The following is a 26,792-nucleotide window of genomic DNA, read 5'->3' as shown; positions in this document are numbered from 1 at the left end:
TATGTGTAGAGTAAGGAGGTTGTACTAATTAAATTAGAAATATGTAATCAATCGTACAGCATTCAGTGGGGCGGAACTTATTATTTTGCTTTATCGGATTATCCGAAAGTAAAGCCTTATGAACTCGATCGAATCGCAAAATTTATAGCATACGAACAAATAAATAATCGAAAAACAGAACTATATTGTAAGAATTCTTTTATTTAAATCAAGTGACTGAATATGTTAAGAACACTCATCCAAATTATCCTTTTTATCCAATTAATCCATTAGAGGGATGCATTTATAATGAAGAAGGACAGTGTATCATATCCGATTATTTAAGTCATACAACAACTATAGAGACTGCTCAAAAGATTATAAGTGATGGCCAGTTATTATCTGCTGAAAGAGCCTTCAATCTATCAGGAGAGGAACTTGTAAATGACTCAAGAAATGCTGCTGGAGATCCAGCTGATTATTTTCAATATGTCATGTTTGCTTGGTCTAATGTGACTTCAGGCTATCGCTTGGCCATGGAACGTTTAATAAAAAGAATGCCAGAACAGAAAGATCTAAAAGAAAACTTTGTTCCAGGTGTCAGTTTTCATTTTAAGTATGAAGATTTGCTCAAGCATAAAGATTTTGTGTTTGATGGCTATCATCCAGCTAAAATAAAAGATGCGGTCAATTTAAATGAGTTAATGTTTGCGTGTGTTGTGCCAAAGCAACAGCAACTACTCTTCGAAAAGTTAGTCCCAGAGAATATTAAAAATCGTGTTTTTTATTTAAAATACGATAATGATGGCCTAATTCAATGGAATAAAAAAGTGTATCATTTTGTATGTAATATAATTGATTAATATTAAAGAAAAGTATAAAAATGGGAGTAACAATTGTTGCTCCCGTTTTTATGTTTTTTTATTTTAGATGACCTCTTGAGTGATTACCGCTAAATATAAGTATGATGCTTATTAGTAGTTGAAGGTTATATAAAGAAGGAACAGGCCTTCTTATCATTGTTTGAGGATTTTTTTAACTTTATAGAAGTTTAGGACTGTACTTATTATTCACAGAAACGGCACTTTTTTGAGTGAATGTTAGACCAATGGCTGGTTTAGTTTAGTCACCTTCTTTATTGGTATCCATTTATTGTTTGTTCTTTTGATGGTTAAACGACGAGGTAGACATTTTAATCTTGGAAAAGTATAAGTCTTACGGATCAGTTTTATCTATTGTCTTTGAGTTTTAACAAGTCTCCTGAACGGTTGTTTTATTCTCTTTAACGGTCAAATTTTCCCATTTAGGAAAGTTAAATGACTGTTCAGGAAATGAAAAAAGATTTTAAAAAGGAAGTTCTATACTAAACATGTCAATGTTGCAACCTGACGAATATTATTATAAAATATAAGAGGGTATTTGTTATGAATACGCAAACAATTTCATAATTCGAACTTTTGGATTCGGCACAGTTTGAGGTGCTTTAACTAGTGGTGTAGCGATCGGTTCAGCAATATCCTGCTATTTTTTTTAGTATCTTTTATTTGTTTTAGTAAAAGAAAGGAGAGTTGTTTAGAATGAATAAAGCAAGAGTAGTTCCTTTAATCGTAACAATAGGATTCCTTATAGTATCAATATTTAATTTTTTTAGAGAGTTATCACCAATACTCTTCACGTTAAATATTATTGGATTTTCCAGCTTTCTATTATTGTTATCGGTCAATATTAAACGCATCCAATTAGAAAAGTGATTGATCTACACCAGTTTGAGCTGGTGTTTTTTTTGTCATAAGATTCTCAATTGGTAATGAGCTTTAGTCTAGGCCGACAGATTATTTTGGAAAATCTCTTTTATCGTATGGTCCTTTACTTTATTTTCCCCTTGTTTGGTCAGCTCCCAGGTATCATAGAAGACACACTTACTTTTGCTTTAGCTAATTTGCTTTCTTTAATTGCTGTTCTTTCTTTTTTACGATGGTTGAGGTATGATTCTATCAAATTAAGAACTGATAAGGTTGCAGCTGAAGACATGCGTATACTTTATCTGACTAACTGGATAATGATTGTTTATTACTTACTAATGCAAACGTTGACTTACTTAGAGCATGAAATAAGCTTGTCTACAATGGCTTATCGTCAATTGATTCTAGTTATTTATCTTGTTATATTCATGGGAATTATCAAACAGCTTGACTTGCATTTGAAAAATAAAATTCAAAAACAGCTTAATTTCCAACAAGATTTGCAACTAAAAAACCTGGAAGAGTACAGTAAACAGGTGGAGGAGATTTATCGTGAAGTTAAAGGTTTTAGGCATGATTACGCTAATTTGTTGACCACATTACGATTGGGCATTGAAGAGAATGACATTGAGCAAATAAAGGATGTTTACCAGTCGGTTTTAAAAGACTCACATAAAAGTTTGCGAGCTAGTAAATATGATATTGGACGATTGGTCAATATTGATAATTCTGCTTTGAAAAGTCTACTGGCATCCAATTTTTTGCAGGCTAATGATAAAAGCGTATCAGTTAGCTTGGAAGTCCCAGAAGTGATTAAACCGCTAGGCATGGCCTTAGTGGTTTTTATGACAATAGTATCGATACTATGTGACAACGCCATAGATGCTGCTGATTCAAAAGTAACGCTAGCTTTTTTGACAGTCAATAATAAGCAGATGTTTATTATAGAAAATACCACTCAGGAAGAAACTGTTGATCTTTCAAAAGTTTATGATTTTGGTCATAGTTCCAAAGGTAATAACAGAGGAGTTGGCTTGTATAATGTCATGAAAATCATAGAACGTTATCCACACGTATCACTAAACACGACTAGTCAGTCCTATCTGTTTTGCCAATCCTTAGAAATTGAATTGTCATCTAAATAACCAAAAATTTGGACCGAGGGAGTAATTCTCTTGGTCCATTTTTTTGACGCTAAACTACTTTATGTTTATTATTGCTATTTGTAACTTTGTCTCTTCTAGGAAGAAATTGAGTAAAAGCACTCCACTAATCTGCCAAAGAGATGTGGTGTAATTTTGAGCAAGTTTACTGTCATTTGATATCAGTGGTTTCCCTTCAAATTCACTATTGGAATGGATGATCACTATTTCAGGAGCTGTAATAGTACTATTTTTTAGTCAAATAGTTGTTTACGCTAGTTGTGCAGTCAGCTCTGTGATTTATATTTTAAGGCTGGTCATTTGTTAAGAGGTCGTTTGTAAAAACTGGATTCTCAGAACCTTTACTTTTGTTTCCGGGCTGTTAGCATAAGTCGCAACATTGCCAATATCTGATTGTAGGATATTAAGGCTAACGATTAAGAGATACTTTGATGGGTTTGATAAAGATGCTGATCAGCTAAACCTACCTGAGAGTTTTTGTTGGGATTGGGCTAAATAGTTGTTTAAGGTAGATCGGAGTGAATTTTGAGCTGATAAATTTGAATGTCTATTGATAATAGTTTGGCGAACTTCCTCATACTCTGCTATTTGATAATAGAGTTGATTGATTTTGTTTATCAATCGCGGCAACGGTGTTATGCCCAAAATGGTGAATCGTTTAAGTTTGACTGTTATTGAACTCAGATTAATATTAAAGAAAAGTATAAAAACTGGAATAACAATGGTTGTTCCTATTTTTATACTTTTTTAAATGAGTTAAATACATTTCAAATAAATTTAAATAAAGGTATTATTTTCGGATAAATTATAAAATGTAAAAAAATTTATACAAAACATGTAAAATAAAAGTGAATAGCTTGTGTATGATAGAAATATTTGAGACAATGTAGAGAGAAGAATATTAAGATAACTTCTAATTAACATTACATATTTCTATTTTTAGCGAATGTACCTCAAAGGAGGTGAAATATTGCATAAGCACTCTAAATTTTCTTTTTTAAGTAAAACAGTTCTAGCACTGATAACGATAAATATGTTGATATCTCCATTATCTATGGGACAAGCAACATTCTTATATGCAGATGATGAAAACAAAATCACATCTCCTAATGCATACGAAGAGCAAGATGGTTCTATAGTAACAACGGACAATTCGAATGAACTTAATTCAAGTGAGACGAATGGACCACCATTATCTTCTGAAGAGTTTACCGAATCGACAATTGATAAATCAGGTTTAAAAGAAGCTATTAAAAACTTGTCAAGCAAAATCTTAGTATATGAAGAAAATGGGTTTCAAGACCAAGAACTAATTAATGCAAAAAATACTTTGGCCCAAGCTCAAGATGCTTTAAATAATAGTGAACTCAGTCAGATGGAAATTACTCAGTTGACGAAGAAGATTTCTCAAGTAGATAAAACATTGACAAAAAAATATGACGAAAAACTAAATCAAGCAAGAAGTGATATTCAAAGTCGTTCAGCTTCTTGGGATGTTAGTGGTGAGAGAGCATATATAGGAGATTCTAAATTACAAGAAATTTTAGTTGCACAAACTGTTACAGTTGATAAGCAGTTAGATTATAACTCAAATGAAATTACATGGACGGTAAAAATATCAGCAAATGACGGATCATGGGCTAATCCGAGAATATATTTTTGGCTTCCTGAAAATATCGGTGTATCTGATTTTAATAGAGATAACTTTAACGGAAGTTTAATACTTGGATTAGACAATTTTCAAAAATTTAATAATGAGATAAGTATTAATAGTAATGGTGAAAAGACGACAGATAAACAGACACAATTTTATAAAAAATATTACGCTACAGTTGCTGAGAATGCGAGTAATCAAGCTTCTGTGTTAAGTGATTTAAATTGGTGGGTAGATACAGGAAAACTTTCTATGCTGTTAGAAGACAATCCAGGACGGTTAATCGATCGCTCTGTTACAACATATCGATTTATAACAAAACACGATAGGCAAACGAATCTGGATAAGGTTCCTTTAGGTGTAACTATTCAAAATATGGGTTATCGATACGTCCGGACATTGATGACAGGAAGTTTTGGTATTGTTAACCGTCATGAATTGAAAAGACCAGAAAAGATTACTTATGTAAAAAATAAAAATAATTTGACCGAAACAGAAAAATTAGAAGTTAAAAATAAGATTATAGAAGAAACACTTAAATACTATAAAAATAAGCAACCAGAATTAACGAAAGAACAAGCAGAATTATTAGCTGCTAATGATAATAATCAGATTCAAATAACGTCTAACGGAGCGATGTATATCAGTTGGCAAGATGGCACAGTGAGTGTTTTAAGAGATGTCAATAAATATATTGTTCAAAAAGATTTACAAGTGGATCCATTAGAACAAAAAGTATCAGACCAAGAGGCGATTAAGGAGATTAAAATTACTGGAATCGGTCCAAAAGAATTTATGGATTCGATTTCGGTTGATCCGGCTACTCCACTTCCGGAAGGACTATCTTTAAAGAACAATGAAGATGGAACATTGTCTATTGTAGGGACTTTAAAAAACATAAAATTTGACGAAGGACAGGATACTCAGACCCTTACATTTAAAGTCAAAGCAACTGATCCTAAAGACAATGAATCAATAGAACAACTTGTTACCATCCATGTCAAAGAAAATCCAGGAATGATTCCTGTTGGGACAAGAGAAACTGGTTATACAATACCGCTAAGTATTTTGTTACTTAGTGGTGTATCAAGTATGATTATGTGGAAAAAACTAAGAACTCGAGAGGAGTGGATTGAATGGTAACATCTCCTCAAAAAATAAAAACAACTAGACGAGTGAAAGACCCAGTGACAAAAGCAACATTGAAATTATTTATAAAAATAGTTACGTTTGCGATTGTAATAGTCAGTGTATTTACCTTTATATTTGGAATACATCGAGTGAATGATACAGGAATGGTTCCCAACATCAATCCGGGAGACATGATTTTGTATTATCGAATCGATAAAAAATATTTGGTAGGTGAGCCTGTTGTATATCAGTACAAAGGGGATATAAAAATAGCACGTATTGTTGCTTCATCAGGGGACACAGTAGATATTGATGAAAATGGATTTAAAGTTAACAATTCGCATCAATATGAGGACAAAATCTATAAAGAAACACTTCCTTTTAAAGAAGGAATCAAATTTCCAGTTACGTTAAAAGAAGGAGAGGTATTTCTTTTAGCTGATAATCGAGATAAAGCAACTGATTCAAGACTTTTTGGGCCAGTTCAAACAAAAGATATATCTGGGAAAATATTTACACTTATTAGACGTCGCGATATATAAAAACAACCCATAAGAAAGAAGGAATAATATGAAATTAAAAACAATTAAAAACGCTGTATTAGCTGTAACAATGGCAGTTACACTAGGCTTTTCAGGAGCAGGAAACCAATCACAAGTAGCAAACGCAGCTGAGCAGCCAGAATTAAAAATTAAGAAAGTATTGACTTTACCGGAAGGCGTAAAAACACCAGATGTAAATTTTGAATTTGATTTTAATAAAGAAAGTTTGAATGGCAATAAAGATGAAAAAAATATAAATGATATGCCCGAAATAAAAGGAATAATTGTAAATTATCAAACTTCTCAAGATAAAACTAATTCTAACGGCGAACTTGTTAAAGAAACTACGAATATATTGTCAAATTTAAAATTTCCTACTTCAGGCCAATATGTTTATACTGTTCAGGAGAAAAATGATAAAAAAGAATTTATGACATATTCAAAAGTAAAATATCGCTTATCATTATTTGTATCAAAAGAAGGCAATGAATTTAAAGTAACAAATATATTAATTGCTCAGATAATTAATGAGAAAGGAGAAGAAGTACTTTCTCCCGAAAAAGAAGAATACACATCTGACTTATCTACCAATAAGTTTGTTTTTAAAAATAATTATAATAGAGTAGATGGAAATGACACTCCTAGTGGGAAAGATATTACAATTGAAGACAAGAAAGGGTTTGTTTTAAAGAAAAATGTTAGTGGAGAAGTATCGAATAAAGCTGCTGACTTTACTTTTAAATTAAAAGTTATCAAACCATCAAATGCAAAAGATCAATTAAATTCATTTAAATACTATATCGTAAGCAATGAAGGAACTGTAAAAAAAGAAGACACTAAAAATTATGATGAAGATTTTGATATTACTTTAAAACATAATGAACGAGTCGTTTTTGGGAAAGTATTATTAGGTAGTAAGGTATCTGTGGAAGAAACAGACAGTCAAGGATATACACCAAGTATTGATAACGGATTATTGAATGGACAACAAGTTTCAACAGTAGAAAACTTAAAAAATGGTATGATCATAGGTGATGAAGGTGAAAACTTTGTTGAATTTAAAAACACACAGCAAACTCCAACAGGTATTCTGTTAAATAACTTACCATTTATTACATTGGCTCTTTTAGCAGCTACCGGTATTTTCTTCTTTATTAAAAATCGTGATGAAGATGAAGAAGAGGAATTAGAAGCTTAAGGCAATTAGTTTATGCGTACAAAAGTAATTGTAGGCACTAAGAATCCTGAAGTTAAACGAGTAAGTAAACATGCTTCCTGATCTTCAGCGATTGAAGGGTGGTCGGAATAATTGACCAATCAGCAAAAAAAGAAAATTCGAATGATTCGAAGGGTTTCAAGAGGATTAGATTATGTAATTTTGATTTTATCTTTATTAGCGCTATTCATTGGTGCATATGCTTTTTGGGATACACATCAAGTGATGACAATCGCCAGCAGCGATCAATACACTGTTTATAAGCCGAATAAGGAAGACAATCTTTCCTTAGATGAATTGAAAAACATTAATGAAGATGTTATTGGCTGGATTGATGTATATGGCACCAAAATAGACTATCCAATTGTCCAAGGTGAAGACAATTGGGAATACTTAAACAAAACAGTCCTGGGCGACTTTTCAACAGCTGGTAGCATTTTTTTAGACGCTCGAAATAATCAAGATTTTTCGGATTTTCAAAATATTTTATACGGACATTATATGGCAGAGCGAAAGATGTTTGGCGATGTCGAACGATTTAAATCAAAAGAATTCTTTGACACACATCAATATGGGGCAATTCATCGAACAGGACAAAAAAGTCTAGGTATTGAATTTTTTGCCTATTTAAAAACAGTTGGAACAGACCAAACTATTCTTTCCACAGCTAAGTCGAGCGAAGATAAGCAAGGACTAATTGAACATATTTATGAGGGGGCAACTTATTCAAGGCCTATCGATTTTAAAGAAGAAGATCGTTTAGTCGTCTTGGACACATGTGATTTGACCATTACAAATGGACGATACATTCTAATTGGTCGCTTAACAGATCAAGTCGTTGGCAATCCCTATCCAGAAACGAAATCGAATCATCAATTAAGTTCATTGATTAAACGAGCTTACCGTATGAATGTCTTATTTGTTTTAATTGTACTATGGCTTGTATTAGTAACTATATACTTCATTTATGATAAGATTCAACGAAAGAAAAAAGGAGAGGAGGCCAATCCAATTGTACAAAAATAAACGATATAACGTTTTCATAAGGCAAACGTTATGTGCAATTTTGATGACGTTTTTGGCTCTTTCCTTTCATTCAAATAAAATATTTGCCCTTGAATTGCCTGTCAGTATGACTGTAAAACAAAAGGTCACGGTAAATCATGAGTATAGTACACCTAATGATCGATTAAAGTACGTCATCGAACCGATTACTCCTGATGCACCGTTGCCACAAAGTGCACATGAGCAATTTGTCTTTTATCTTACTGGAAATGAAGAACGATTCATTCATTTACCAATCAAAAAAGCCGGTGAATATTATTATCGAGTTTATCAAAAAGATAATGAGTCGATTGACTATTTAACGCCTGATCAAGAAGTTTACGAATGGCGTATAACAGTTACAGGTTCGGGAACTCATCTTGAAGTGAAAGAAATGATGTTAGTGAATAGTGAACATTACAAAGTAGAATCCACTAATTTTTATCCAACGTATCATATCCCTAAAAAAATAGCTCATAAACATTTGGGGTTCTTACCACAAACAGGTGAGATAGAAATGGGGAACATTTTAATTGGAGTAAGTTTTGTATTCTTAGGCTATCTTATGTTTCTTTTAAAAAAAAGAAATAAAGAAGATTTAGAACCAATAAATGGTGACGAAACACATTTAAAGATTGATTCAAAGGAATGAACAAAAAAGAGAAGCTTAGTTGCTTCTCTTTTTTTGCTATTTACAAATGATTCATTTAAATTATGTGACATTTGTCATGTGAAGTAATGACAGGTGTGATTAGTTATCGCATGTGATTCATTATATAATTTACTCATCGATTGATTGGAGGGATACAAATGATTGAAGTAGAACATGTTAAAAAAGTGATAAATAATAAAAACATTCTTCAAGATATTACATTTAAAATTAATCCAGGAGAATGTGTGGCGTTAATTGGACAAAATGGAGCAGGTAAAACAACGCTACTATCGTGTATGTTAGGAGATAAGAAAATTAATGGAGGAAAGATTCTCATTCATCAACAATCACCAAAAACAGTTAGTAATAAAAAACAAGTAGCTGTGTTAATGCAAGATAATGTCATTCCCACAGATTTTAAAGTGAATGAATTAATTCAATTTTTTCAATCGATTCATGATCGCCCATTAAGTCTAGAGGAAGTACGGGCGTTATTGCAATTCACTTCAAATCAAGAAAATCAGCTAGCCGACAAATTATCAGGTGGACAAAAACGCTTATTAGCCTTTGTTTTGTGTTTAATCGGGCAACCTAATATGTTGTTTTTAGATGAACCAACAGCAGGGATGGATACAACAACTCGCCAACGTTTTTGGGAAATTGTTCAACAATTGAAAAAGCAAGGTGTAACGATTGTGTATTCTAGTCACTATATTGAAGAAGTCGAGCATACTGCTGATCGTATTTTAGTGCTTCATCAAGGTCAGTTAATACGAGATACAACGCCTTATATGATGCGTAAAGAGGAAACAAGTAAACTAGTAACAGTACCTATTAAATTTTTATCAGTTGTTCAAACGTTTGATTTTATTGAAGATTTAAAAGTATCGAAAGAATTTATTCAATTTAAGACGAATCAGATGGAAGATATATTTTCAAAATTACAGGTAGCAGGTTGTACTATAAATGATTTGGAAATTCAAAATAAGACGTTGTTAAATACGCTATTTGACACAACACGGGAGGATTAAAAAATGAGTGCTTTATTAAAAATGGAATGGATTCAAATACGACGCAATTGGCCAGTGTTTATTATGTCAGTCGGTATGCCTCTAGCTTTCTTTTTATTTTTTTCGTCGACTAACAATTTTGAAAACGCCGTGTTAAAACAAAAATTTATTAGAGAATATATGTTGACGATGACATCATTTTCTATGTCTTCGTTTGCACTATTTACTTTTCCAGTGCTATTAAAAGAAGATTTGAATAATCACTATTTAAAATATATCGAGCATTCACCATTAAAAATGAGTCAATACTATTTATCAAAAATCATTCGAGTGATCATTTATTTTTCAGTTTCGATTGTAGTGACTTTCTTTGCGGGTGCTTTTGCTCGTGGGGTAGAATTGTCTGTCAATAAATGGCTTATAAGTGCTTTATTTTTATTATTGACAAGTTCAGTATATCTTGCAATCGGCTTATTAATTAGTCAAATTAATAAGCAACAAGTGATGTCGATTGTCAGCAATATTAGTTTTTTAGGTCTAGCCATTATCGGTGGATCATGGTGGCCTATTTCTTTATTTCCAAAAGGGGTACAAGCTATTTCTAAATTAACACCAAGTTATCACGTTAATCACTTTATAACGAGCTATATTTCACAAGAAAATATAGCTACAAAGTCTTTACTAATCGTTTTAGTGTATGCGATAATTATTGCAGCATTAGCCATTCGCATTAAACAAAAACGTGAGGTCAATTAAATGGATTACGTTCAGTTGAAACATCCTCTTTACTACATAAATTTAGTCTTTATTGCATTCCCAGTTGTTGGTGCAATCACCCAAACTTATCCAACTTATTCACTTTTTTTGACACTAGGATTTGTTTTAAGTTATTTGTACACCATATTTGGAAAGAGTGAATGGAAAATCAATCTAACTTGGACCTATATGATTCTGTACGTATTATATATGACTTTGTGTATAGAATATTCAATGATTTGGTTTTTATTTTATTTTAATTCGCTACTAGCGTTTCGTTTCAAAGATTCATTGAAATCTTTTCGCATGCTATCCTATTTATTGACGATTTTAATGATTGTCATAGTCGGCTTATGGAATATTGAGGATACATTTGTGCGAATGATTGTTATTTTAATTCCCTTATTTAATTGCAGTATGTTGTATTTTTTTAAAAAAGAAGCTAATTATAAGCGACAAAAAGATGAATTAATAAAAAAAAATGAATCAATTAATTTGTTATTAGCTGATAATGAACGCAATCGAATTGGTCAAGACTTACATGATACACTTGGCCATGTTTTTGCATTACTATCGGTAAAATCCGAGTTACTGAAAACATTAATAGAGCACGAACAATTAGATCAAGCTAAAAAAGAAGCGAATGAAATTTTAGTAATATCTAAACAGACGATGAATGATATCCGATCTATTGTTCATTCGCTTAAAAATCATCAAGTTGAAGAAGAACTAGTCATTTTAAGTAACATGTTAGAAATGGCGAATGTTGAATTAATAATTACTAATCGTTCATTGCCTCAGCAGTTATCACTCGAAAAACAAGGAAAATTAGCAATGATTCTAAGAGAATTCATGACTAATTTGATTAAGCACAGTCAGGCAACGCAATGTCAATTGCATTTTAATCAACAAAAACATCAATTGATTTTAGATTATCAGGATAACGGTATAGGATTTAGAGAGTGGAGAGGAAATGAATTGCAAGCGGTAAAAAATCGATTAGTGACGATGCAAGCGACACTAGAAGTGATTTCTTTAAAAAATCCGACACATTTTCGCCTTATGATTCCAATGGAGGAAAACTCATGAAAATTTTAGTAGCCGAAGATCAAAGTATGTTACGCGATGCATTATGTCAATTGTTGACTTTTCAAGAGGAAGTCGAGCAAGTCTGGCCTGCAGCTAACGGTGTAGAGGCTAAAGAGCTATTGCAACGCGAATTAATCGATGTAGCCATACTAGATGTAGAAATGCCAGAACAAACAGGCTTAGACGTATTAGAATGGGTTAAAACAACATCCTTAAATACTAAAGTTATTATTATAACGACATTTAAACGACCAGGTTATTTTGAACGAGCAGTTAAAGCAGGAGTAGACGCTTATGTTTTGAAAGAACGGTCAATTGATGAATTAATGCAGACCATTCGTAACGTATTAGCAGGACGAAAAGAATATTCGCCTGAGTTAATGGATATAATGTTAAAGGATCATCGGCCGCTCAATCACTCTGAAGAAGAATTACTCAAAATAGTTGCTCAAGGACTATCGAATAAAGAAATTGCTGAGCAATTGCATTTATCAAATGGTACTGTCCGCAATTACGTGAGTAATATTATTCAAAAATTAGAAGCAGAAAATCGTATGGACGCTGTTCGAATTCCACGAGAAAATAATTGGATTTAAACATTATAAATTAGTCTAAGTTAAAAGAAGGTGGTAGATGAGGTACCACCTTCTTTTTTGGTTTGGAAAAGTTTGATTGGTCTAAGTTTTTATTTTATACGCTATTATGGTTGAATTAAAAAGTATGAATCTAATTTTTTATAAATTTTTCCATATTAAATACAATATTAAAAAATAATGAAAACGCTATACATATCATAATTGTTATATTGAGTTTTTTTAGGTAAAATGTTAATAGAAAACCTACCGGAGAAAGAGGTGACACTTATGTCAAAATTAGAAAATTTGACGTCATTGCCGGTTCGTATTTATCAAGAAGCTATCTCAGATAAGGAACGAGCATTTGCGCCATTTGCGTGGACTGAAACGTTTATTCGTCAAATAAATGAAGAAACTAATCAAATGATTGTACATATTTGGCCAATGGAGAGAACGGTGATTCTTGGTATGGCGGATAAAAGACTTCCTCATATTCAAGGAGCATTACATACTATTGAACAACAGAATTATCGTCCTATTATCCGAAATATAGGTGGATTGGCAGTAGTTGCTGATAAAGGTGTGTTAAACTTTTCTCTCATTATTCCAGATCAATTGGAGGAACGCATTACTATTGATGAAGCCTATCAGATGATGGTTCGATTAGTCCGAGTAATGTTTTCTGATTTTTCGAAAAAAATTGACTGTTATGAAATAGAGCAGTCCTATTGTCCAGGCCGCTATGATTTAAGTATTGATGGCAAAAAATTTGCTGGAATTGCGCAACGTCGAATCAAAAAAGGAATTGTGGTGTCCATATATATGAGTGTAAATGGCGATCAAATGAAGCGTGGACAAATGATTGCAGCATTTTATCGAGAAGGATTGCAGGAAGAGCAAGCAGGAACTCGTTATCCAGTAGTTGATCCGATGTGTATGGCTAACTTAAGTGAATTGTTAGACTCGACTTTAACGGTATCAATAGTTGTTGAACGGTTAAAACGAGCACTGAAACAGATTGGCTTTGATTATCAAGATTGGCAACCTCAAGCTCAATATGTGACGTCTTTTAGTCAGTTTTATCAACGAATGAATCAATCAATTAGAAAGGAATAAATTATGGACGAGCGTTTTAAATCATTATTTAGACCATTAGTGCTACCTAATGGCACTGTTTTAAAACATCGCTTCGTATTATCACCCATGGTTACGAATTCCTCAACAGCTCATGGTTTAGTGACAGAAGATGACATTCAGTACGCAGCCCGAAGAGCCGCGTCAGCTCATCTGCAAATTACTGGGGCAGCTTATGTTGACGAATACGGCCAATTATTTGAATATGGGTTTAGTTCAGCTAAAGATGAAGATATTCCTGGGCTAAAAAAATTAGCACAAGCGATGAAATCCAAAGGTGGAAAAGCAATTTTACAATTGACACATGCAGGACGTTTTTCAACGCATACATTGAAGAAATATGGGTTTGTTTATGGACCGAGCCCAATGCGCTTAAACGCGCCTCAACCGCATGAAGTTAAAGCGTTATCTGTCGAACAAATCGAAGCGATTGTCGAACGTTATGCTCAGGCGACACGGCGTGCAATTGCGGCAGGATTTGATGGGGTAGAAATATCTTCTGCTCAAAGATTGTTAATACAAACTTTTTTCTCAACCTTTTCGAATCAACGAACCGATGAATATGGTGTGCAAAGCTTAGTGACTCGATCAAAAATAGGGTTGGATGTGTTACGCGCCGTTCAGTCAGTTATAACAGAAGAAGCACCTGAAAATTTTATCCTAGGCTTTCGAGGAACACCGGAAGAAACGAGAGGAGATTCGATTGGCTATACAGTTGATGAATTCATTCAATTTGTAGAATGGGCGTTAGAGGTAGCGCATTTAGATTATTTAGCTATTGCAAGTTGGGGACATGATGCTTTTCGAAATAAAATTCGAGCAAAAGGGCCGGTTCAAGGAGCGTTAGTGAATCAGGTCGTTTGGGAACATTTTAAAGGCCGATTACCTGTTATGGCGACTGGCGGGATCAATACACCAGAGAAAGCAATGGAAGCTTTAGCTCATACGGATTTCATTGGTGCCTCGACTCCCTTAGTTGTGGACCCTGAATTTGTGGTAAAAATGATGAACGGGGAAGAGGACATGATCCAATTAAAAATTCGATTGGAAGATTTGGAACAGTTAGCTATTCCATCAGCGTCTTTTAAAGATATTGTTCCATTAATGGATTATGGAGAATCTTTACCCCAAGAAGCGCGTACGCTATTTCGTTCGCTTGAATCAAACTATAAGGAGCGTTCATGATGGAATTAAGTGTACTGGATTACGGTGTAGTGGTTAAAGGAAAAACAGCTCGTGATGCATTAAAAGATACGGTTCGATTGGCTCAAAGAGCAGAGCAACTTGGATATCAGCGTTTTTGGGTAGCTGAACACCATAATATATCAGCGTTTTCAACAAGTAGTCCAGAAGTATTAATGATGCATCTTGCGGATCGAACACAACACATTCGTATTGGGTCTGGTGGCGTGATGGCTTTACATTACAGTAGTTATAAAATAGCTGAAAACTTTAAAACCTTGGAAGCTATTCATCCGAACCGAATTGATTTAGGAATGGGTAGTTTTTTAGGTAGTCATCCTGTTCATCGCGCATTAAATAGTATTCATACTAAAAGCGATTATCCAGAAGTATTAGCGACAATACAAAGATATTTAACTGTTCCGATAGCACCTCAATTACCAGTACGTGTGACGCCACTTGTTGAAACAATGCCTCAAATGTGGACGCTAAGTAATAGCGAACAAACTGCACAATGGGCGGGTGAGTTAGGAATGGGCTATACGTTTGGTGTATTCCCTTATATGCAGAAAAATCCGCTAATTGAAGCACCAAAAGTATCTCAAACATATTTTAACCATTTTAGACCAACAGCTCATTGTCCGAATCCACAGCTAATGGTTGCTGCGTTTATCGTAATTGGCGATACCGATGAAGTGGCTGAAAAAATGGCGCAATCATTGGACTTGTGGATGTTAGGTAACCAAGTCTTCAATGAATTTGAAAAGTATCCTGACAAACAGGATGTAGGTAATTATCAGTTAACGGATTTACAACGAGTGACCATCAAAGCTAATCGAGAACGTATGATTATCGGTGGACCAGAACGTGTTAAAGAACAATTGGATACACTCATTCAAGCTGCGCAAGCGAATGAGGTACTTGTGATACCACTTGTGCCAACAGTTGATCAACGGATACGCTCACTAGAATTATTAGCTCAGCTTTATAAATAGTTACAAAAGAATTCAATCTTAAAAAAGGAAGGAATGGATTAATGATGAAAAAAATGGCCAATTATTTGTTAATTGAAAAAGAAGGAGACCTTTATACAATTAGTATGACACCTGAACTACAAGACGATGTAGGAACAGTGGGTTATGCAGAATTTTCTGAAGCGACTCATGTAGCAGTTGATGATACATTGCTTAACATAGAGGCTTCTAAAACCGTTATGGGGATTTTATCACCGTTAGCAGGAACCATTGTTGAACGTAATGAAGCAGCTATTATGACCCCTACTTTGTTAAACTCTGAAAAAGCTGAAGAACATTGGATTGTGAAGTTAACAGATGTAGATGTTGCGTCATTTGAAGCGCTAGAAGATGCTTAATACATTTGATTTGCTTAAACAGATGATTCAACTGCTCAAGTTGGAACAAGGCAGTCGTTTGGTAGAAGAGGCGTTACCTTCAACTATACGAGAACGGGAGCGAATGTGGCGGGAATTAATTAATATCCGACCACCAGTTAATGTATCTTCAGAATATTTGTCCTTAGAAGACACTTTTTTAACGCAGTATCATCATCAATATCAGCCGATTCAATTAGCAGAATGTCATATAACCAATCATCCTAATATTTATACCTATCATGGCGATATTAGACATTTAGAAGTGGATGGGATTGTCAATGCGGCAAATAGTGAGATGATTGGCTGTTTTATTCCAAATCATGGGTGCATTGATAATGCCATTCATACATATGCGGGTGTTCGCTTACGCTTAGCTTGCCACCATTTAATGACTGTACAAGGTAGAAAAGAACCAGTTGGACAGGCGAAAATAACAAAAGCCTATCATTTACCGGCATCGCACATTATTCATACGGTCGGTCCAAGCGTTCAACCCGGTCGAAAAGTTTCTGCGATAAGACAAGATTTATTAAAACGATGTTATCAATCGTGTTTAGACTTAGCGTTAAAAGAGGGATTACATTCATTAGCTTTTTGTGCCATTTCGACGGGGGAGTTTGCTTTTCCAAAACAGCTTGCGGCTACGATTGCTGTCGATACGGTAAAACAGTGGTTAAGGACACATGATGACAAAATAAACGTTATTTTTAATACGTTCACTCAAGAAGATAAACGTTATTATCATCAATTGTTAAGAAAGGAGGAATAAAATGACAATATGGCACACTCTTTCAAATACTCATTTGAATCAAGCAGAACAGTTAGCACAATTGATCCATGAATCCGATGCGCTTGTCGTCGGAATTGGGGCCGGGATGTCTGCAGCTGACGGATTTACGTATATTGGATCTCGCTTTGAAACGGCTTTTCCAGATTTTATTGAAAAATATCATTTTCTCGACATGTTACAAGCAAGCTTGCATTCATTTGAAGATTGGGAAGAGTATTGGGCTTTTCAAAGTCGGTTTGTTGCTTTAAATTATTTAGATCAACCAATCGGACCTTCTTATATTGATTTGCGTCAAATACTGGAAACGAAGCCTTATCATGTGATTACGACTAATGCGGATAATGCTTTTTGGATCACCGATTATGATCCAGGAAAGGTCTTTCACATTCAAGGAGAATATGGGTTGTGGCAATGTAGTGAACATTGTCATCAACAAACTTATCGAGATGATTCACTCATTCGACAAATGATTAAGGAACAACAAGATATGAAAATACCAAGTCATTTGGTTCCACACTGTCCAAAATGCCATGCACCTTTTGAAATCAACAAACGCAATGAAGAAAAAGGGATGGTGGAAGATGCTGATTTTGATGCACAACAACAAAGGTATGAGTCATTTCTCTCGCAACATGAGACAGGTCGAGTACTCTATTTAGAGATTGGTGTTGGTCACACAACGCCACAATTTATTAAGCATCCGTTTTGGAAACGAGTGGCAGATAATCCAGACGCTTTATTTGTAACGTTAAATCATAAGCATTATCGGCTGCCACAACCTATTCGCAAACAAAGTATCGAGTTGACTCAACATATTGCAACGCTACTTAATGAAACAAAAGCATATTATTTTAACGCGCATGTACAATAAATCGTTCACTTAAATAATCAAAAATTTTAAACCCAAAAGGAGAATACCATGTACTTAATTGAACCAATACGCAATGGAAAACGTATCACTGATGGTGCTGTCGCTTTAGCGATGCAAGTTTACGTCCAACAAAATATCTTCTTAGATGATGATATTTTATTCCCTTATTACTGTGATCCTAAAGTAGAAATTGGTCGGTATCAAAATGCCGTAGTTGAAACTAATCAAGATTATTTAAAAGAACATCATATTCCAGTTGTTCGTCGTGACACTGGTGGCGGAGCAGTTTATGTTGATTCAGGAGCCGTTAATATTTGTTATTTAATTAATGACAATGGTATCTTTGGTGATTTTAAACGAGCTTATGAGCCAGCTGTTAAAGCACTCCATCATCTTGGTGCAACTTCTGTTGAAATGACGGGGCGCAACGATTTAGTTGCTAATGGCAAAAAAGTTTCAGGCGCTGCTATGACCATTGCGAATGGCCGTGTGTATGGTGGCTATTCATTACTTTTAGATGTAGATTTTGATGAGATGGAAAAGGTTTTAAATCCAAATCGTAAGAAAATTGAATCAAAAGGAATTAAATCCGTTCGTAGTCGAGTGGGCAATATTCGGGAACATTTAGCACCAGAATATCAAGAGGTTACGGTGGATGAATTTAAAGATTTAATGGTTTGTCAATTATTGGATATCGAACATATTGATCAAGCTAAGCGTTATGACTTAACAGAAGAAGACTGGCAAAAAATTGATGAATTAACCGAATCAAAATATAAAAATTGGGAATGGAATTATGGAAACTCACCTCAATACAGTTATCATCGCGATGCACGATTTGCGGGAGGGACCATTGATATTCATTTATCGATTGAAAAAGGGCGCATTGAAGCTTGTCGCATTTACGGGGATTTCTTTGGAAAAGCGGATATCCATGATGTTGAAAAAGCATTAATCGGAACAAAGATGGAAAAAGAAGATGTTTTATCTGCTTTAACGCCACTTGACTTGCCAATTTATTTTGGTTCAATTACTAAAGAAGAATTAGTAGAATTAATTTTTTCATAATAGAAGTTTTAAAACGAGTCTTAAAGGCTCGTTTTTTTGTGCTTTAAAATTTTAAATGATTAAAAATCAAATTCTTTTCAAAAAGCAATATGTTTTTGTCACACAACAAATAGCATGAGTATGCTAAAAATAAGTGATGAAAAGACATAAAAAGTAAATTTTAATCAGTTTTTTAGAGCGATTATTGATAAAAGATATATTTGATTGTAAAATTTTATATTTTTATAAAAATTAAGTTTACTTAAAAAATGTGATATAGTACACTAATATCGAACAAATTTAAGGAGGCTATCTATGAAAGAAGCAAACAACAAACAATCAAAATATTTTAAAATTGTCACAGCAGCGGGATTACTCGTATGTTTGAACGGGGCAAGTCATCATCATATTGTGGCAAAACAAGTAAACAAAGATAAAATAGAATTAAAATATGAAAACGGGTTTGATTTTAAAGTAAAAATTACACCTATTGATAAAGCATTAATTATTGACAAGGTATTAGTTGATAATGAAACAGCTAAACTTGTTTCAAGTAGACTATCAGTGTTTGGAAAGGAAGTTAAATACTTTATTGATAAAGAAAATGGAGAACTTTATATCCAAGAACCTGATAATGAAAAAGTAATTGAATTAAAAGATAAGGACGATCAATTATTAGGGAAATATAAATACAATAAAAATAAAAAAAATTTTGAACAAATATTTGATGTTGAGACAAAAATTGTTGAAAAGTCAGATAATGAATTAGGTAATGAGCAAAAGGAAGAAAAGATGCTTGATGCAGTCAAATTATCAAATAAATTAAAAATAAAAACAGTTAATGAACATCAGAAATCAAATGTATTTGATTTTTATTATATATCCTTGGAACCAAAAGAATTAGTAAATCAAATTAAAGAAGTAGAAATAGATTCGCATAAATTAAGAGAAGCTAGTTATAAACAGTCAACATCGAATGGTGGATTTTATATTGATAAAGAAAATGGATATATATTTTTTGAAAAAGTTATAAAAAAAGATGCGATAATTACGTTTAAAGACGAAAATAAAAAGATATTAACTCAAATAAAAAAAGTTGAAGATAATCAATTTGAAATTTTAACTTTAGAAAATGAAATTTCAAAATCAGTGGAAAGTTCCAAAGAAAAAGCACAAAACAGTAAAGAAGGAAAAGGAGAAATAACACAAGAAGAGCAAGTAAAAGCAAAAGAGCAAGTAAAAGCAAAAGAGCAAGTAAGAGAAAAAGAGGAAATAAAAGTAAAAGAGGAAATAAAAGTAAAAGAGCAAGTACCAGCGAAAGAGCTAGTAAAGCAAGAAGATCAATTAAAACAAAATAAGGAAATAAAGCACAATGAACAAGTTGAAAAAGAAGAAAAAATTGTTCGGAAAAATAATGAAAACTCAATACCAATGAAGCAAAAAGAAATTTTAAGTGAAAAGAAGAAAAGAAAAAAGAGAGATTTAGTTAGTGTGGATACAAATCTAATATCTGAAAATAATAAAAAAGAAATAAAGAAAGAAAATAAAAAAGTAGGAACGAATATCTATTCTTTGGAATTTAGTGGTATAGATTTTGAAAAGATTGAAAAGGTAGAGGTAGGTACTATCTCTTATAGAAAAACGGACTCAAAAGCAGCTGTATTCAATGATGTTTTTTATAAAGATACAACCAAGAAAGAATTGTTTTTAGGAAATGAGTTAAAAGAAAATGGCGTAATTGTTTTGAAAGACGTAAATGATAAAGTACTTGGTAAATTCAGAAAAATTAAAGACAATACATTTGAAGCTGTAAACTCTGATAAATTAACAGATAAACAATTACATGTACGTTTAGTCGGATCCTTTGAAGCAGCTCTAGTTAATCAGAAAAAATATGATGCAGTTTCTTCAGCTACTGGATCAGCAACGATGAATAAAAATAGTAATGTTGTGCTTCAAGTGGCAGAAACTGAAAATAATCAAAAGCCAAAAGAAGAAGATTGGAAACTTTTAAAAGATTCACCAAATATTCGTGCAATTCATAATCAAAGTAAAGTCAATATTAATGATGAAACAATGGGCATGAAACCATTCTATAACACGTATGAAAGTTCTGTGATGTTAAGTGGTATACCAAGTAAGGCAGGGGAATACAAAATTAGTGTCACTGTAGCGGATGAACTTGGACGTAAAGAGACTTCAAATGAATTACCTTTTAAAGTTTATGATTTATCAAAAGTTAAATTAACAGATGAATTTAAATCAGAGCAATTTAAATTACTAAATAGCAAAGATAAATATCAATGGGATATGGCCCCATGGTATATTGAGCAGTTTGGAGATGCAGATAAAACGAAACCATCTCAAGTAACTGTGCCATCGGAATTAAAATTATGGCATGGCTCGCATGAAAGTGGTGTGTATGGTGTATTAGGTTATGCAGTGGACCAACATCACGTACCGCATCAAACGTTAGTAGTCGATAAAGATACTAATTTAACATTGAGAAATATGAAAATTTTAAGTAGTGTAAATATCTTAGTTAAAAATGGTGGGCATCTCAATTTTTATGATTCATCACTTTATGGAACAATTACCGTTGAAAAAGGCGGAAAATTGCAAATGAACTACGATGAGCATCATAATCAGTATTTAACAGGTTCATCAATTAACGGACAAGTCATATTAAAAGACGGCGCTATTTTAGGATCTTCACTCATTTATTCTAATGCAAATAACTTAACAGATAGTCGAGTAGCTCGTTTAATCGACACACCAGTCGTAAAAGTTGAAGGAAAAGTTCAATTAGATGGTAAAGTGTATATTCGCGGTGATGAATCAGCAACGGGAACACATTCAGATGGGAAAATGTATACAGGCCAACCAGCTTTAGAAATGGCCGCAAACAGTCAATTAATTATACCGAAAGACTCTGAATTAGGATTATACGGAGGCGGACGTTTTGCAACTACTTCAATTGGTGGAGACGCACTTATTTTAAATAAAAACAGTCGAATTGAGGGAGACGGTAAATTAATTGCAGTTGGTGGATATGGTCAAGCTTTACAGGGCGGTCATGCTGTTAATGGAGATGGAACAATTGCTGTTAGTGAAGCATTCTTACAAGGTGGAAGTAACTTTGATGAGAAAAGTCCAGTCGGTAAAGCGTACACTGAACATGTCCAAATTGATGGTCGAACAATCGGTTACGCCTACGACGGTATTCACAAACCAACTTTAACAGATGATGAAAAATCACCATACTGGATTGGATTAAAAGCACCAGGTTTGGATACAAGTATTGTTAATCCATTGAATAATTCAATAACAACAGGAGCACCTGCAATTAATAAAAATCAAAAAGGAAAAAATGAAATTCCATTCAAAACAGAATATCGTGCAGATCCGTCTATTCCAAAAGGTGAACAAAAAGTGGAAAGAGAAGGGCGAGTTGGTGAAGCAATTGATGGAAAAGTAGTGACTCCAGCGATTGACCAAATTATTTTAATCGGTACTCAACCAACGACCCAAGTGGTAGAAATTCCATTTGAAATCAAACGTATTCCAAATGATGAACGTTTTGAAGGAGAAGAAATAATTGTTACACCAGGTGTTAATGGCTCAAAATCAGTGACAACCACTTACCAATTAGATGAGAACCATCAAGTTGTTATTCTCGAAGAAAAAGAAAACATTTTACAATTACCAGTTGAACAAGTGGTAGAATATGGTACAAAGAAACGAGAACAATCAGAAAATGATGGCGAAACGAAACAAGATGAGATGAATGAGTCACAATCTATTCCATTTGAGATTATTTATCAAGCAGATGAAACATTGGAAGTTGGAGAAGTTAAAGTACAAGTAACTGGACAATTAGGTGAAAAGAAAGATGGTATCGTGATAAAAGAACCAATTAATCAAGTTATTTTAGTAGGAATCAAACCAACTGTCCAAACAGTAGAAATCCCTTACGAAACTAAACGAGTAGCCAATAATATGCGCTATAAAGATGAAGCGGAACAAATAATCACTGAAGGAAAAAATGGTGAAAAACAAGTAACAACTACTTACCAACTCAATAGTGAGCATGAAGTGGTTATATTGCAACAAGAAGAAGTTATTTTAAAAGAAAAAGTTGATGCAGTAGTAGAGTATGGAACGAAAGAGCGGACACAAGGATCAATTAATGAGAATGGTTCTCAGTCTGGAAATAACAAACAATCTGAGTTAAACGCATTGACTGAAAATAAAATGAACTCTAACACAAGCACAAATAAGGTAGTTAATAAACAAGCAAAATTACCACAAACAGGTGAAACTCGTACCTTCTATTCTGTATACGCAATGGCCTTTATAGCGATGGCATATACAATTAAGAAATGGATTCAAAAATTAAAAAGAGAAAAAAATTAAAATAAATTAGTCCTTGAAAACGAAGGGAAGATGAAGCAACGAATGAGTTGATTTCATCTTCTTTTTTTGTTTTACAAACAAGCAGGAACCATCGACAACATGTGAAAGCCGAAAATTAATTACACCTTTTAGGGTATCAAAAAACACCTGATAAATAGTTATTTAAAAGAACGTATCAAAACAATTTTGAGTTTTTTAATGAAATTTAGTTCATATTATCTAAGGCAGACACAAATTGTGAAGAACTAAAATTGATATGTTAAAAAAATCACATAAAATGATTGACAATGATTCTTTAAGATAATATAGTAGTTACCATAAGTAACTACTACTAACAAAGAAAGGAGAGAATGGAAATTGATTAGCATTATGAAACAATTTGGTTATACAGAGTCTGAAATGAATATTTACATGACATTGGTTGAACATGGTGAAATGACTGGATATGAAGTGAGTAAAAAATCAGGTGTTCCAAGATCTAAAGTATACAATCATTTGGAACGACTCATTCAAAAAGGAATTGTATTAGTAAATAAAAATGAACCCAAACTGTATTCCAGCATATCCACAGAAGAGTTTGTGAAAAGTTTAAAAATGACGACTACAACTAACATTAATAAAATAGAAGAGTTCATGAATCAGATTCATAAAAAAAGTGTGAATAATGATTTGTTGTGGCAATTAAACGAAAGAGAACACGTTTTACAAAAAGTTCACCATATGATTGATCAAGCTGAACAAAGCTTATACATTCAAATATGGGATGAAAGTTTAACTGACGTCATTCAAGAGGCATTAACAAAAGCTGAAGCTAGATTAGATCAATTTGTATGTATCTTATTTAGTACAAAAAGTACGTACACTCTTCCTTTTAAACGATTCTACTCACATGGGTTTGAAATGGATAAAGTCAAAGATATGAATGGACAATGGATTAACTTAGTGAGTGATGATGAAGTATTGTTTGGTACGTTGGATGAAGTATGTGATGTTATTTGGACGCAAAATCAAGCAATGCGTCTTTTATCAAAAGAGTATATTAAACATGATGCTTATACGCTAAAAATTATCAAAGAACATACGCAAGAGTTACAAACATTCTATGGAAATAATTTTGAAAAAATTAGAAATATTTATTAATAGGGGGATAAAACATGACATTCAAAGATATATTATTATTATTAGTCGTATTGGTTAATGCATATTTTGCATTTGTTTTTGTGAAAGATTTGGTTAAAAATAAAAATGAGGTGATGACTGAACCAGCTCATACAGTAGCCTTACCATTTACTAGTGCTATTATCTTTTTCTTATCAACATTGGGCATTTCAGACTTTGCAATTAGTACAACACTTTATCCAAAGTTAAAATGGACGAGTGTAAAAAAACTACCTGGTACATTAAACACGCAATGTACCATTCCAGTTGCAGTCATGGCGTTAGCCTATATAACAAATATTCAAGTAGGAATAACAACATTGATTGTATGTATTGTGAGTCAAATGATTGGTTCATATTTTGGCGCTAAATTTGCTGTTAAGTTACCAGCCGATAAATTAAAACTTTCTATTGGTATTGGGATGATTATCGCAGCGTTAATTATTTTAGGCGGTAAATTTGGACTATTACCTGGTGGTGGTACAGCAACCGAATTAGAAGGAATAAAATTAATTATTGCAGCTGTAGCTTTGGCATTATTTGGTGCTTTAAATAATATTGGTATTGGATCATATGCTTTAACAATGATTACAGTTTACCTTTTAGGATTAAATCCAGCGGTTGCTTTTCCAATTATGATGGGTGCAGCAACATTTTCTGTACCTGTAGGAAGTGTTCAATTTGTTAAATCGGGTGAATACAGTCGTAAAATCACACTGTTTACGTCAACATTTGGTGTTCTTGGTGTGCTAGCTGCTGTCTTTATTGTAACTAATTTAGAGATTTCTTTACTACAATGGTTTGTTGTCTTTATCTTATTCTATAGTGCTTACGGCATGCTTAAGAAAAGTAATTAAAGGAGGATTTTATCATGTTAATTTTAACAAAAGAAGATATTCAAAAATGTTTTTCAATGACTGATGCAATTCGCGCAGCGAAAGAATCATTAAAAATTTATACAGCTGGTGATGCAAATGTTCCATTAAGAACTAACTTAAATGTTGAGAAGTTTAACGGACAAAGTTTATATATGCCAGCCGTTTCAAGTGGTGAGCAAAGTGCTTTAGGTGTGAAAATTGTTTCTGTTTATCCTGATAATATTCAAAAAAATCTACCTTCTGTTCCTGCAACAATGGTCGCATTAGATCCAGAAACAGGAATTGTTTCGGCAATTTTAGATGGAACGTACTTAACACAATTACGTACAGCTGCTGTCCAAGGCGCAGCGACAGAAGAATTGTCGAATACTAACGCAAAAATAGGGGCGTTAATTGGGACAGGTGGACAAGGTTATCAACAAGCCATTGCGATGATGACTGCACGAGAATTGACCGAGTTAAGAGTGTTTGATATTGATTTTGATCGAGCGCAACAATTTGCTAAAGAACTTGCACTCGATATGCAAGGTGTATTCCAAACAAAAATTAAAGCTGTTAAAACATCCAAAGAAGCTGTTTTAGAAGCAGATATTGTCACAACAGTAACGACTTCAAAAGTGAATACATTTGACGCAGATGACTTAAAGCCAGGTGTTCACGTGAATGGTATGGGCGCTTATACACCAGACATGTTAGAATTACCGTCTAAGTTATTAACTGAAGCGAATGCAGTTATTTTTGATACAAAAGATGGCGTATTAGCTGAAGCTGGAGATATCCAAGCACCAATTAAAGAAGGTTTAATGACAGCAGAAGATTATACAGGTGAATTAGGCGAACTGTTACTAGATAAAATTGAAGGAAGAACATCTGAGCAAGATGTAACAGTATTTAAGAGTGTGGGTTCTGCAGTTTTAGATATAGTAACAGCTCAACAAATTATTGAAAAAGCAATGCAACAAAATATTGGTACAACAATCGATTTCTAAAACGTTGTATCAATCATATGAGCAATCGATAAAAAGATGTGAACTCTTATTGAGTGAACTGCTCCCTGTCAAGTAGACAGGTAAAAAAATAAATTTTATGCACCTATGGTTTTTCATCCATAGGTGTTTTTTTATGCTGGAATAGCTAAACCCATCTTTAATGTGATTCGTTTAGTGTTAAAGAAATGAATATATTGATCAATATCTTTTGTTAAACTTTCAAATGTATCATATTTATTTAAATAATATAATTCTGATTTGAGCATGCCAAAAAAGTTTTCCATTGGACCATTATCGATACATTTTCCTACACGTGACATACTTTGAATGGCTTGGTGATCCTTAATAAATTGAGCGAATGCATGAGAGGTATATTGATAA

The 26,792-nt window shown here is 33.3% G+C and carries 22 protein-coding genes and 1 pseudogene; 22 read left to right on the top strand and 1 reads right to left on the bottom strand.

The annotated features are described in order from the left end of the window. The first annotated feature begins 27 nt into the window (after window positions 1–27). From L866_RS08495 to L866_RS0103365, 22 genes and pseudogenes are all read left to right on the top strand, one after another. Window positions 28–842 (top strand): annotated as a pseudogene (locus L866_RS08495) (phosphate ABC transporter ATPase). A 944-nt stretch (window positions 843–1,786) separates the two neighbouring features. Continuing rightward, on the top strand, window positions 1,787–2,866 hold the full coding sequence (locus L866_RS08490) for a sensor histidine kinase (protein ID WP_156919511.1): 1,080 nt from the start codon (window positions 1,787–1,789) through the stop codon (window positions 2,864–2,866). 988 nt (window positions 2,867–3,854) lie between these two features. Beyond that, window positions 3,855–5,681 carry a putative Ig domain-containing protein gene (locus tag L866_RS0103460; protein WP_025729196.1) on the top strand — a complete coding sequence of 609 codons (1,827 nt, stop codon included), beginning with the start codon at window positions 3,855–3,857 and terminating at the stop codon, window positions 5,679–5,681. Next, window positions 5,675–6,211, top strand: a complete 537-nt coding sequence (gene lepB / locus L866_RS0103455) for a signal peptidase I (protein WP_025729194.1) — start codon at window positions 5,675–5,677, stop codon at window positions 6,209–6,211. The genes L866_RS0103460 and lepB overlap by 7 nt, the downstream gene beginning before the upstream one ends. Before the next feature lie 28 nt (window positions 6,212–6,239). After that, window positions 6,240–7,409 (top strand): DUF7601 domain-containing protein, encoded by a 1,170-nt coding sequence (locus L866_RS0103450; RefSeq protein WP_025729192.1) that lies wholly within the window; start codon window positions 6,240–6,242, stop codon window positions 7,407–7,409. Window positions 7,410–7,520: 111 nt separating this feature from the next. Then, the gene (srtB, locus tag L866_RS0103445; protein WP_025729191.1) at window positions 7,521–8,453 is read left to right on the top strand and encodes a class B sortase; all 933 of its coding nucleotides are present in this window, start codon (window positions 7,521–7,523) and stop codon (window positions 8,451–8,453) included. Window positions 8,454–8,559: 106 nt separating this feature from the next. Beyond that, window positions 8,560–9,123, top strand: coding sequence for an LPXTG cell wall anchor domain-containing protein (locus tag L866_RS0103440; protein ID WP_169729069.1), 564 nt, complete (start codon window positions 8,560–8,562; stop codon window positions 9,121–9,123). Between the two features lie 158 nt (window positions 9,124–9,281). Continuing rightward, on the top strand, window positions 9,282–10,154 hold the full coding sequence (locus L866_RS0103435) for an ABC transporter ATP-binding protein (RefSeq protein WP_025729187.1): 873 nt from the start codon (window positions 9,282–9,284) through the stop codon (window positions 10,152–10,154). A 3-nt stretch (window positions 10,155–10,157) separates the two neighbouring features. Then, window positions 10,158–10,889: an ABC transporter permease gene (locus tag L866_RS0103430; RefSeq protein WP_025729185.1), complete on the top strand. Its 732-nt coding sequence runs from the start codon at window positions 10,158–10,160 to the stop codon at window positions 10,887–10,889. Continuing rightward, window positions 10,890–11,978, top strand: coding sequence for a sensor histidine kinase (locus L866_RS0103425; RefSeq protein ID WP_025729183.1), 1,089 nt, complete (start codon window positions 10,890–10,892; stop codon window positions 11,976–11,978). It begins immediately after the preceding gene. Further along, window positions 11,975–12,574, top strand: coding sequence for a response regulator transcription factor (locus L866_RS0103420; RefSeq protein ID WP_025729181.1), 600 nt, complete (start codon window positions 11,975–11,977; stop codon window positions 12,572–12,574). The genes L866_RS0103425 and L866_RS0103420 overlap by 4 nt, the downstream gene beginning before the upstream one ends. A gap of 267 nt (window positions 12,575–12,841) precedes the next feature. Further along, window positions 12,842–13,669: a lipoate--protein ligase family protein gene (locus L866_RS0103415; protein WP_025729179.1), complete on the top strand. Its 828-nt coding sequence runs from the start codon at window positions 12,842–12,844 to the stop codon at window positions 13,667–13,669. A 3-nt stretch (window positions 13,670–13,672) separates the two neighbouring features. After that, window positions 13,673–14,872, top strand: a complete 1,200-nt coding sequence (locus L866_RS0103410) for an NADH-dependent flavin oxidoreductase (protein WP_025729177.1) — start codon at window positions 13,673–13,675, stop codon at window positions 14,870–14,872. After that, complete coding sequence (locus tag L866_RS0103405) at window positions 14,872–15,864, top strand: LLM class flavin-dependent oxidoreductase (protein ID WP_025729175.1); 993 nt, start codon at window positions 14,872–14,874, stop codon at window positions 15,862–15,864. The genes L866_RS0103410 and L866_RS0103405 overlap by 1 nt, the downstream gene beginning before the upstream one ends. A gap of 44 nt (window positions 15,865–15,908) precedes the next feature. Then, window positions 15,909–16,241, top strand: coding sequence for a glycine cleavage system H family protein (locus L866_RS0103400; RefSeq protein ID WP_025729173.1), 333 nt, complete (start codon window positions 15,909–15,911; stop codon window positions 16,239–16,241). Further along, on the top strand, window positions 16,234–17,031 hold the full coding sequence (locus tag L866_RS0103395; RefSeq protein WP_025729171.1) for a protein-ADP-ribose hydrolase: 798 nt from the start codon (window positions 16,234–16,236) through the stop codon (window positions 17,029–17,031). Before L866_RS0103400 ends, L866_RS0103395 begins: the two co-directional genes overlap by 8 nt. A gap of 1 nt (window position 17,032) precedes the next feature. Further along, window positions 17,033–17,923, top strand: a complete 891-nt coding sequence (locus tag L866_RS0103390) for an SIR2 family NAD-dependent protein deacylase (protein WP_025729170.1) — start codon at window positions 17,033–17,035, stop codon at window positions 17,921–17,923. 48 nt (window positions 17,924–17,971) lie between these two features. Next, entirely contained in the window at window positions 17,972–18,991 is a 1,020-nt protein-coding gene (lplA, locus tag L866_RS0103385) for a lipoate--protein ligase (protein WP_025729169.1), read from the top strand. A gap of 294 nt (window positions 18,992–19,285) precedes the next feature. Then, entirely contained in the window at window positions 19,286–23,386 is a 4,101-nt protein-coding gene (locus tag L866_RS09025) for a G5 domain-containing protein (RefSeq protein ID WP_025729167.1), read from the top strand. 357 nt (window positions 23,387–23,743) lie between these two features. Then, window positions 23,744–24,526: a TrmB family transcriptional regulator gene (locus L866_RS0103375; protein WP_025729165.1), complete on the top strand. Its 783-nt coding sequence runs from the start codon at window positions 23,744–23,746 to the stop codon at window positions 24,524–24,526. 14 nt (window positions 24,527–24,540) lie between these two features. Beyond that, complete coding sequence (locus tag L866_RS0103370) at window positions 24,541–25,401, top strand: sulfite exporter TauE/SafE family protein (RefSeq protein ID WP_025729164.1); 861 nt, start codon at window positions 24,541–24,543, stop codon at window positions 25,399–25,401. A 14-nt stretch (window positions 25,402–25,415) separates the two neighbouring features. Next, window positions 25,416–26,411: an ornithine cyclodeaminase family protein gene (locus L866_RS0103365; protein WP_025729163.1), complete on the top strand. Its 996-nt coding sequence runs from the start codon at window positions 25,416–25,418 to the stop codon at window positions 26,409–26,411. Window positions 26,412–26,542: 131 nt separating this feature from the next. Here the strand turns inward: L866_RS0103365 and L866_RS0103360 are convergent. Continuing rightward, window positions 26,543–26,792: IS3 family transposase (locus L866_RS0103360; protein ID WP_025729162.1), on the bottom strand; the 250-nt coding region annotated here is incomplete at its 5' end.

It is taken from the genome of Atopobacter phocae ATCC BAA-285, assembly GCF_000526675.1.
In the GTDB taxonomy this organism is placed as follows: domain Bacteria; phylum Bacillota; class Bacilli; order Lactobacillales; family Aerococcaceae; genus Atopobacter; species Atopobacter phocae.
Note: the sequence above shows the minus strand (reverse complement) of the source record. Positions and strands in the feature narration are given on the sequence as shown.